Source organism: Nocardioides sp. (assembly GCF_036401255.1).
Taxonomy (GTDB): Bacteria; Actinomycetota; Actinomycetes; order Propionibacteriales; family Nocardioidaceae; genus Nocardioides.
This window is the reverse complement of sequence record NZ_DASWVI010000220.1, coordinates 1-9,070: the sequence shown is the minus strand read 5'-3', so window position 1 is coordinate 9,070 and position 9,070 is coordinate 1. Positions and strand designations below refer to the sequence as shown.

Annotated in this window: 8 protein-coding genes and 1 pseudogene; 7 read left to right on the top strand and 2 right to left on the bottom strand. The window is 69.4% G+C overall.

Translation table 11 applies throughout. From position 1 onward, the window contains the following. Positions 1-250 (top strand): annotated as a pseudogene (locus VGD85_RS10340) (ATP-dependent DNA helicase PcrA); the annotation flags it as partial. A gap of 240 nt (positions 251-490) precedes the next feature. Here the strand turns inward: VGD85_RS10340 and VGD85_RS10335 are convergent. Then, on the bottom strand, positions 491-1,471 hold the full coding sequence (locus tag VGD85_RS10335; protein ID WP_331063355.1) for a M23 family metallopeptidase: 981 nt from the start codon (positions 1,469-1,471) through the stop codon (positions 491-493). 186 nt (positions 1,472-1,657) lie between these two features. On the opposite strand from VGD85_RS10335, the gene VGD85_RS10330 reads away from it, so the two are divergent. From VGD85_RS10330 to VGD85_RS10305, 6 genes are all read left to right on the top strand, one after another. After that, positions 1,658-2,113 carry a cobalamin B12-binding domain-containing protein gene (locus VGD85_RS10330; RefSeq protein ID WP_331063354.1) on the top strand — a complete coding sequence of 152 codons (456 nt, stop codon included), beginning with the start codon at positions 1,658-1,660 and terminating at the stop codon, positions 2,111-2,113. A gap of 204 nt (positions 2,114-2,317) precedes the next feature. Then, positions 2,318-3,478 (top strand): ADP-forming succinate--CoA ligase subunit beta, encoded by a 1,161-nt coding sequence (gene sucC, locus VGD85_RS10325; RefSeq protein WP_331063353.1) that lies wholly within the window; start codon positions 2,318-2,320, stop codon positions 3,476-3,478. 19 nt (positions 3,479-3,497) lie between these two features. After that, on the top strand, positions 3,498-4,391 hold the full coding sequence (gene sucD / locus VGD85_RS10320; RefSeq protein ID WP_331063352.1) for a succinate--CoA ligase subunit alpha: 894 nt from the start codon (positions 3,498-3,500) through the stop codon (positions 4,389-4,391). 195 nt (positions 4,392-4,586) lie between these two features. Then, positions 4,587-4,838: a hypothetical protein gene (locus VGD85_RS10315; RefSeq protein WP_331063351.1), complete on the top strand. Its 252-nt coding sequence runs from the start codon at positions 4,587-4,589 to the stop codon at positions 4,836-4,838. A 3-nt stretch (positions 4,839-4,841) separates the two neighbouring features. Then, positions 4,842-6,566: a DNA methyltransferase gene (locus VGD85_RS10310; protein WP_331063350.1), complete on the top strand. Its 1,725-nt coding sequence runs from the start codon at positions 4,842-4,844 to the stop codon at positions 6,564-6,566. Positions 6,567-6,600: 34 nt separating this feature from the next. Then, complete coding sequence (locus tag VGD85_RS10305) at positions 6,601-7,551, top strand: type IIL restriction-modification enzyme MmeI (RefSeq protein ID WP_331063349.1); 951 nt, start codon at positions 6,601-6,603, stop codon at positions 7,549-7,551. A gap of 1 nt (position 7,552) precedes the next feature. On the opposite strand, the gene VGD85_RS10300 is transcribed toward VGD85_RS10305, so the two are convergent. Next, complete coding sequence (locus tag VGD85_RS10300; protein WP_331063348.1) at positions 7,553-8,656, bottom strand: hypothetical protein; 1,104 nt, start codon at positions 8,654-8,656, stop codon at positions 7,553-7,555. Between the last annotated feature and the right edge of the window lie 414 nt (positions 8,657-9,070).

The window sequence follows — 9,070 nt, the reverse complement described above, 5'->3', positions numbered from 1 at the left end:
CTCGCCCACCGCGGCCGGCCGCCGGAACTTCTCCGCCGCCGCCGTCCGCGCCGACGCGGCGGCCCGGGCCAAGCCGGCCCGCGAGATCCCGAGCCTCGAGCCCGGGGACCGGGTGCTGCACGACTCGTTCGGCATGGGCACCGTCGTCGCGCTCGAGGGCGTCGCCGACAAGGCCGTCGCCTCGATCGACTTCGGCTCCGAGGGCGTCAAGCGCCTGCTGCTGCGCTACGCCCCGGTCGAGAAGCTCTGATCGGGCGAAGCCCGCATCAGAGCTTCTGATGGTGGTCGAGCAAGCGGCGCGGCTGAGCTTGCGAAGCCGCGACCCGCGTGTCGAGACCCGGCGCGACGGGAGACGGCCTCGACTTGTGGGCCGACCAGTGGAGACGTTCCGCGCGACTCGGATGGGTCTCGATACGCCGGTCGCGACCTCGTTCCTCGGTCGCGCGGCTACTCGACCTCGCCCTGGAGCAAGGCCGCTGACGCGTCCTTGCTAAGGCTGAAGCCCGTGGACCACGAGGGCCTGGTAGGGGTCGACCGGGTCGCCGGCACCGGGGCGCACCTCGAGGTGCAGGTGGGGGCCGGTGACGTTGCCCGTGGAGCCGACGTACCCGATGAGCTCGCCGGCGCGGACCTCCTGGCCCACGTTCACGGTGTAGGACGTCTGGTGGCAGAACCACAGCTCGGTGCCGTCGTCGAGCGTGATCACGGTCTTGTTGCCGTAGGCGCCGTCGTAGCCGACCGAGGTGACCACGCCGTTGGCGATCGCCACGATGGGCGTGCCGCTGGGGGCCGCGAAGTCGAGACCGGTGTGGTAGTGCGACCAGAGGCCGCTGTACTCGCCGAAGCCGGCGGTCAGGTGGTAGCCGGCGACCGGGAGGACCCACTGGTTGAGCCGGAGCTTGTCGGCCTGCGCCTGGGTGAGCTTGGCCAGCTTGGCGAGCGCGGCGTCGCGCTGCTTGAGCTGGTCCTCGGCCTGGGCGACCAGCTGCGCGTCAGCGGCGTCCTCGAGGGCGTCGCGCTGGGAGTCACGGCTGATCGTGCGGCGGTCGAGCAGGTTGACGCGGGACACGTCGCTGGCGCCGCTCAGGGCGCTCGCCTGGCTGAAGCGGGGCGCCTCCTCACTCAGGCCTCCGTTCGCGGCGGTCACGGCGCCGCCCGCGGAGATCGCCAGCGCGGCCACGCCGAGCAGGATCGGCGGCGAGGGGAGCCCGCGGAAGAGCGGCCCGCGCGGCGCGGAGTGCCGGTGGGCACGTCGGCCGGGTGTGGCCGGCGTCACCGGGTGCGTCTTCTCGGCGTGCTCGGTCTTGGGGGACTTCGGGGACTTCGCGGTCTGCAGGAGCTTCGGGGCCTTGGCCGGTGGGGCGGCCCGACGCTTCCCGGCGACCGCTGCCGGCGCTGGGGCGTCGACCGGGGTCGCGAGGTCCGAGGGACGGCGGCTGGTGCCGCGGCGTTCCGCTCGGTGGTTGCCCATGAATGTGTTCTCCGCTGCTCGGGGTTCAGACGGCGACGCCCGACTGTAACGGAAAGATCACGGGCGCGAGAATCCTTCTGAGGAATCATCGGCAGGAAATCCGGGTACCTGCGCCCGTTCCGGCGAGAAATCGCCCCTGACGTGGGCAGCGTCACCCCGGCCCCGCCGGTGGGTTAGCCTGCGGATATGACCCCGACCACACCTGCCGCGACGCCCTCGGCGAGCCCCTCGGCGGGCTCCTCGCGACTCCGGATCGTCGTCGGCAAGCCCGGTCTCGACGGCCACGACCGGGGCGCGAAGATCGTCGCCCGCGCGCTGCGCGACGCCGGGCACGAGGTCATCTACACCGGCCTGCACCAGACGCCCGAGCAGATCGTCGAGACCGCGATCCAGGAGGATGCCGACCTGATCGGCCTCTCCGTGCTCTCCGGGGCGCACATGACCCTGTTCCGACGACTGCTGGAGCTGCTCGCGGAGCGCGACGCCGCCGACATCGTCGTGTTCGGCGGCGGGATCATCCCCGAGGAGGACATCCCGCTGCTCGAGGAGATGGGGGTCGCGAAGGTCTTCACCCCCGGTGCGGCGACCGGCGAGATCACCGGCTGGGTGGCCGAGCACTTCGCGGACGACGCGGCGGGCTGACCCGCTGCTGCCCGCCCGGGACGCTCGTCGGGACGCCTCGTCGGGACCATGTGCCCGGGCCCATATGCCATGCGTCACGTCCCCCGGGCCTCGTCGTGGGCCGGAGCGCGGACTAGGGTGCCCGAGGACCCCGAGCGACATCCCAGCGGCGCGCGGACGTCACCGCACGTCCGCCCGCTCCGATAAGAGGAACATGGTGGATCAGTGGATCTGATGGAGTACCAGGCGAAGGAGCTCTTCGCCAAGCACGGCGTACCGGTCACTCTCGGCATCGTCGCCCACACCCCCGACGAGGCTCAGGCAGCGGCCGAGAAGCTCGGCGTCGTGGTGGTCAAGGCGCAGGTGAAGGCCGGTGGCCGTGGCAAGGCGGGCGGCGTCAAGCTCGCCAAGACCCCCGAGGAGGCCCGGACCCACGCCGAGGCGATCCTCGGCATGGAGATCAAGGGCCTGCGCGTCAACCGGGTGCTCATCGCCCCCGCCGCGAGCATCGAGGAGGAGTACTACTTCTCCTTCCTGCTCGACCGGGCGCACCGGCGCTACCTCTGCATCGCCAGCGTCGAGGGTGGCGTCGAGATCGAGGAGGTCGCCAAGACCAACCCCGACGCGGTCCGTCAGATCCCGATCGACCCGGGCGCGGGCGTCGACGAGGCCAAGGCGCGCGAGATCGTCGCCGACGCCAAGTTCCCCGAGGCGCTCACCGACCAGGCCGTGCAGATGGTCCTCTCGCTGTGGAAGGTGTTCGTCGAGGAGGACGCCACGCTCGTCGAGGTCAACCCGCTCGCGCGCCTTGCCGGCGACACGCTCGAGGCGCTCGACGGCAAGGTGTCGCTCGACGAGAACGCCGAGTTCCGTCACGAGGAGCACGAGGCCTTCGTGATCCACGAGGAGGACGACCCGCTCGAGGCGCAGGCCAAGACCAAGGGCCTCAACTACGTCAAGCTCGACGGGTCGGTCGGCATCATCGGCAACGGCGCGGGCCTGGTCATGTCCACGCTCGACGTCGTCGCGTACGCCGGGGAGAAGCACGGCGGGGTCAAGCCCGCGAACTTCCTCGACATCGGTGGCGGCGCCAACGCCCAGGTGATGGCCGACGGCCTGCACGTGATCCTCGGCGACGAGCAGGTCAAGGCCGTGTTCGTGAACGTCTTCGGCGGCATCACCGCGTGCGACGAGGTCGCCAACGGCATCGTCGGCGCGCTGAACATCCTCGGTGACGAGGCGACCAAGCCGCTCGTCGTACGTCTCGACGGCAACAACGTCGACGAGGGCCGCCGGATCCTCGCCGAGGCCGCCCACCCCCTCGTCACCATGGTCGACACCATGGACGGCGCGGCCGACAAGGCCGCCGAGCTCGCGAACGCCTGAGACTGGAGACCACGAAGCAATGTCGATCTACCTGAACAAGGACTCCAAGATCATCGTCCAGGGCATGACCGGTGGCATGGGCTCCAAGCACACCACCCTCATGGTCGAGGCGGGATCCAACATCGTCGGCGGCGTCAACGCCCGCAAGGCCGGCACCTCCGTCGAGCTGGGCGGCAAGGACCTGCCGGTGTTCGGGACCGTCAAGGAGGCGATGGCCGAGACCGGCGCCGACGTGTCGGTCGTGTTCGTCCCGCCGGCGTTCACCAAGGACGCCTGCATCGAGGCCATCGACGCGGGCATCGGCCTGCTGGTCGTGATCACCGAGGGCGTGCCGGTGCAGGACACCGCCGAGGTGTTCGCCTACCTGCAGAGCTCGGCCAACACGGCCGGCACCCGGATGATCGGCCCGAACTGCCCCGGCATCATCACGCCGGGCGAGTCGCTGGCCGGCATCACGCCCGCCACGATCGCGGGCACCGGTCCGGTGGGCCTGGTGTCGAAGTCGGGCACGCTGACCTACCAGATGATGTACGAGCTGCGCGACCACGGCTTCTCGACCGCGATCGGCATCGGTGGTGACCCGATCATCGGCACCACCCACATCGACGCCCTCGAGGCGTTCGAGGCCGACCCGGACACCAAGGCGATCGTCATGATCGGCGAGATCGGCGGCGACGCCGAGGAGCGGGCCGCGGCGTACATCAAGGAGCACGTGACCAAGCCGGTCGTCGGCTACGTCGCGGGCTTCACCGCCCCCGAGGGCAAGACGATGGGCCACGCCGGCGCGATCGTCTCCGGCTCGTCGGGCACCGCGCAGGCCAAGAAGGAGGCCCTCGAGGCCGTCGGCGTCAAGGTCGGCAAGACGCCGTCCGAGACCGCCGCGCTCATGCGTGAGGTCCTCGCCTCGCTCTGATCCACCGCGTACGACGAGGGGCCCCGGGCTGTCCGCCCGGGGCCCTTCGTCCATCCACAGGGCGCCCGCCGCCTGTGGAATCTGTGGGCTTCTGGCGTGGCCTCTCCACAGATCAGAACTGGCCCTCGCGTCGAGGCCGATCGACCTGCGAGCCTGCCCTAGGGTGTGGGCGGGAACGACGTACGAGAGGGCCCGATGAGTCAGCCAGCGCCGGAGCGCAGCAACGACCAGGTAGCTCGTGAGCGTGCCGCCGCCGAGGTGTCGGACGTGCTCTTGAACATCGAGTACGCGCTCACCCGTGCCAAGAAGGCACGCACGACCGTCGAGAAGGACGGCGTCGACGTCAACGCCGGTCTGGCCCTGAGCGACGCGATCCGCGACCTGGAGCGGGTCCGCAAGCGCCTGACGCAGGACACGTACTACTCCGCCGACACACGGTTGATCTGAGCCTTGCCCAGCGGCGAGGAGATCCAGCGCGCGCTCGGCACGTTCGTGGAGCGCTGGGCGACGTATGCCGGCTCGGAGAAGTCCGAGGCGCAGACGTTCCTCAACCAGCTCTTCGAGTGCTACGGGAGCGACCGGCGCGAGGTGGGCGCGGAGTTCGAGTTCTACGTGCCCACCACCGGCGGGTTCATGGACCTGCACTGGCCGGGTATCGCCCTGATCGAGATGAAGGCCCCGACCGTCCCGGTTGCGACCGCACAACAGCAGGTCGAGCGCTACTGGCGAGCGTCCTCGGATCGCGCCGCCGGCCGTCCGGCGGCGCGCTGGATCGTGATCTGCAACTTCCGAGAGGTGGCGATCTGGGAGTACGGGCGCTACCCCGATGCTCCGGTCGCGGAGTTCCCGCTGACGGAGCTCCCGGACCGGTACGACGCGCTCGCGTTCCTGGCCGGTCCGACAGTCGAGCCGTCGTTCACGGAGCATTACCGCGAGCTGACCAAGGAGGCGGCGAAGGTCGTCGCCGAGGTGTTCAAGTCGCTGGTCGACCGATCTGCCGCACCACCCAACGAGCTCCAGCGCTTCATCCTCCAGTCGGTCTGGTGCATGTTCGCCGAGGACCTGACGATGCTGGACGGCTATCCGTTCCAGGCGACGCTCAGCGTGGTGCTCGACGACCCGGATCGCTCGGCCGCCGAGCTGGGTCACCTGTTCCGGGTGCTGAACCAGAAGGGCAGCCACAACCGCACCGGGCGGCTCGCCGGCACGCAGTACGTCAACGGTGATCTGTTCGCCCACCCCGCCGAGGTGGGCCTGAACCGCTCTGAGATAGAGCTTCTCCTGAAGGCGACGGCCTTCGACTGGCGCAAGGTCAACCCGACGATCTTCGGTTCGCTGCTCGAGGGCGTCCTGGGGCGCGAGCGGCGCTGGGAGCTCGGGGCGCATTACACCCACGAGGTCGACATCATGAAGATCGTCACGCCGACGATCATCCGGCCCTGGCGTGAGCGTCTCGACGCGACCACCACCCCGGTCGAGGCGCGTGCGGTGCTCGACAAGCTGTGCCGGTTCCGCGTGCTCGATCCAGCCTGTGGCTGTGGGAACTTCCTCTACGTCGCCTACCGCGAGCTGCGAGCCCTCGAGTCCGAGCTCAAGCAGCGGATCCGGCATCTCGCTGCCGAGACCGGGCTGCCCGTTCCTGCCGATCCCGAGCCGTACTACCCCCTGCACAACCTGCAGGGCATCGACATCGAGAGTCGGGCGGTGATGATCACCCGAGTCACTCTCTGGATGGGTCATCGGCAGATGATCGACCTCTACGGCGAGGCCGAGCCCGCACTCCCGCTCCAGGACCTGTCGTCCATCCGGCAGGCCGATGCGCTGCGGGTGCCGTGGCCCGAGACGGACTGCATCATCGGCAACCCGCCGTTCCTGGGGTCTCAGCACATCCGCGGGAACTTCGGCGACGAGTACGTCGACTGGCTGAAGCGGGAGTTCGGGGTTGGGGTGAAGGACTTCTGCACGTACTGGTTCCGTCGTGCCGCCGACCACTTGCGGTCTGGGCAGCGTGCGGGTCTGGTCGGCACGAACTCGATTTCGCAGAACAAGGCCCGCGCAGCGTCCCTTGCGTATGTCGTAGAAGGTGGCGGCGTCATCACGGATGCAGTCCACAGCCAGAGGTGGCGATGCGAAGGTGCACGTCAGCATTGTCAACTGGGTGAGCAGACCAGATGATCCTCCGTCCCTACTCGTCCTCGACGGGATAGAGGTGACCGGCATCGGCCCGGATTTGACGGAGTCGAGCGGTAATCGCTGGAAGCCGCAGACCCTCTCGGTCAACAAGGGTTTCTGCTTCCAAGGTCCGATACCCGTAGGTGCGGGATTCCTGCTCTCCGCGGAGGAGGCCGCGACCCTTCTCGCAGACTCATCGGCTGATTATCGGCAGGTGGTTCGCCCCTACCTCGTCGGCGAGGACATCGCCAACCAACCCGACCAGTCACCGAGCCGGTGGACCATCGACTTTGCCCATCGGACTTTGGAAGAGGCAGGCCGTTTCCCGGCGGCGCTTGCGATCGTTCGAGATCGAGTCCGGCCCGAACGCGATCGGAACAGGGATCGCCGCTTCCGAGAGGAATGGTGGCGGTTCGGTCGGCCCAGACATGAGATGCGAACGGCCCTGAACGGGCGCATGCGGTATCTCGCAGGAACAGCGACCGGCAAGCGACTGCTGCTCGGGTGGCAAGAGGCTTGGACGTGTCCGAGCAACCTGACTAACGTCTTTGCGTTCGAGGACGACTACTCCGCCAGCATCCTCCTGTCCCGAACCCACGGGTCCTGGGCATGGGCACAGTCCTCGACCCTCAAGGGCGACCTGAGGTACACGCCATCCTCGGTGTTCATGACGTTTGCTTGGCCGGATCCGGTCTCTGCAGCGCAGCGCGACCGGGTGGCGGAGGCGTCTCGGCGGTTGCTGGCGCGGCGTTCGGAGATCTGTCTGGCCGAGGGCATCGGGCTGACCAAGCTCTACAACGCGGTGGACGAGGGCGCCTGGGCCGACCTGAAGGCGCTGCACCGTGAACTCGATGTCGCTGTGGCCGACTGCTACGGCTGGCCGGCCTCGGTTGCGCAGGACGACCGCGAGATCGTGCGTCGGCTGACTGAGCTGAACCAGGAGATCAGTGAGGGCCGCCGGGCGTACGCGCCGTTCGATACGGACTAGGTCAGCCACCGCAGTGCTGGGCGTCGAGGAGCAGCATCACGCCGATCACATGGCCGTCGGGGTGTAGCTCGAACCGGTAGGAACGATCGCCGTACCGGGTGAGAGCCACGGAGTACCACGGGTCGTCGTAGGTGCCACGGGGGTAGGCGGCGCGCAACTCGGCGAGGGTGGAGCCCTCGTGGATGCGCTCGGGAGTCTCGAGGTCGGCATGGATGGAGAGGACGGCGACGCCGAGGGCTGGCTGGAGGTGGCCGATGACGCCGCCCGCCTCGAAGTCCTCGCAGACGCCATTGCCGCCGGTGATGCGAACGCCCGGCAGCGCGAGCAGCTCGTCACGTGACATGCCGAGCCGCACCGGGCCGAAGCCCTCTGGCCCGAACGGCGGCTCGGAGGGGTAGTTCTCGATCGTGGCCATCGCCTCGACGACCCCGGTGATCGCACGAGCATCGCGCGCCCGCTGGTCGGCGGCCTGCTGGTCCGGGTCGGCGCCGGCCCCACCCTCGTTGTAGGTGACGGTCAGCAGCACAGCCGCACCGACCCGGACGACGTACCAGGTCGTCAGGCCCGGAGCCCGGAAGCCGTACATCCGGTAGAGCGTCGACGCGGCGCCCGCGAAGTCGCCGAGGTGGCTGTCGTGGACGCTCACGTGGCGCGTCTCCTCGGTCTCCTCCGAGGTGGTCTCCTCGGGGCAGGCCCGGAACAGGGTGAGCACCTGCTCGGCGTACGCCTGCGCCTCCTCGACCGTGGCGAAGGTGACGAGCTGGCGCTCGCGGTCGTCCTCGGGGTTGGTCCAGGCGGCCCGGAGCAGATCGGTGTGGGCCGGCAGCGGGACGCTCTCGCCGCACGCTTCGGGGACGAGCGGCTCCATCGCGCGACTGGGGCCGCGGCGGCCCTGCCCCGGCTCGGCCTGCCGGTCGTCGGGGAACCCGTTCAGCAGCGGGAAGCCCTCGGGGATGACCCGGTCGGACGTCGACGGGCTCGGCGACTCCGACGCGCTGCTCGACGGAGCCGGGGGTGTGGGCTCTGGTTCAGCCGCCCTGGGCTGAGCGTCACCGCACCCGGCCAGCACGAGCGAGGCGACGACGATCCCGAGTGTTGCCCTCATGCCGGTGGGACGCCGGCTGGATGCTCTCGGTTGCGGTCGTGGTCAGCGAGGTGACGTGGTCACCGTTCGCGGTGGTTGCGCAGGCGTGGTCGCCGCCGGCGCCCGGCTTGCGGTGGCCTGTGGTGATCGTGCTGTGGTCACCGTCGAGAACACGAGAGTCGGGTGGTCGATCGGTCCGCAGAGGCGACTCGGCGCCGCCTAGGCATGGATTTGGCCCCGCCGACGGTGCCGGCGGGGTCGGGTGCTCAGGTATGTCGTGTGTAGGTGCGGCCCTGGGGGCTGGTCCAGGTGAACAGCCGGTGCCCGATCCGTTCGAGCCGCCAGCCGCCGTGCGTCTTCAACCTGTGGTGGAATCTGCAGGCGGGCACGAGATTGCACGAGCAGGTCGGGCCGCCCTGGTCCCAGGGGATGACA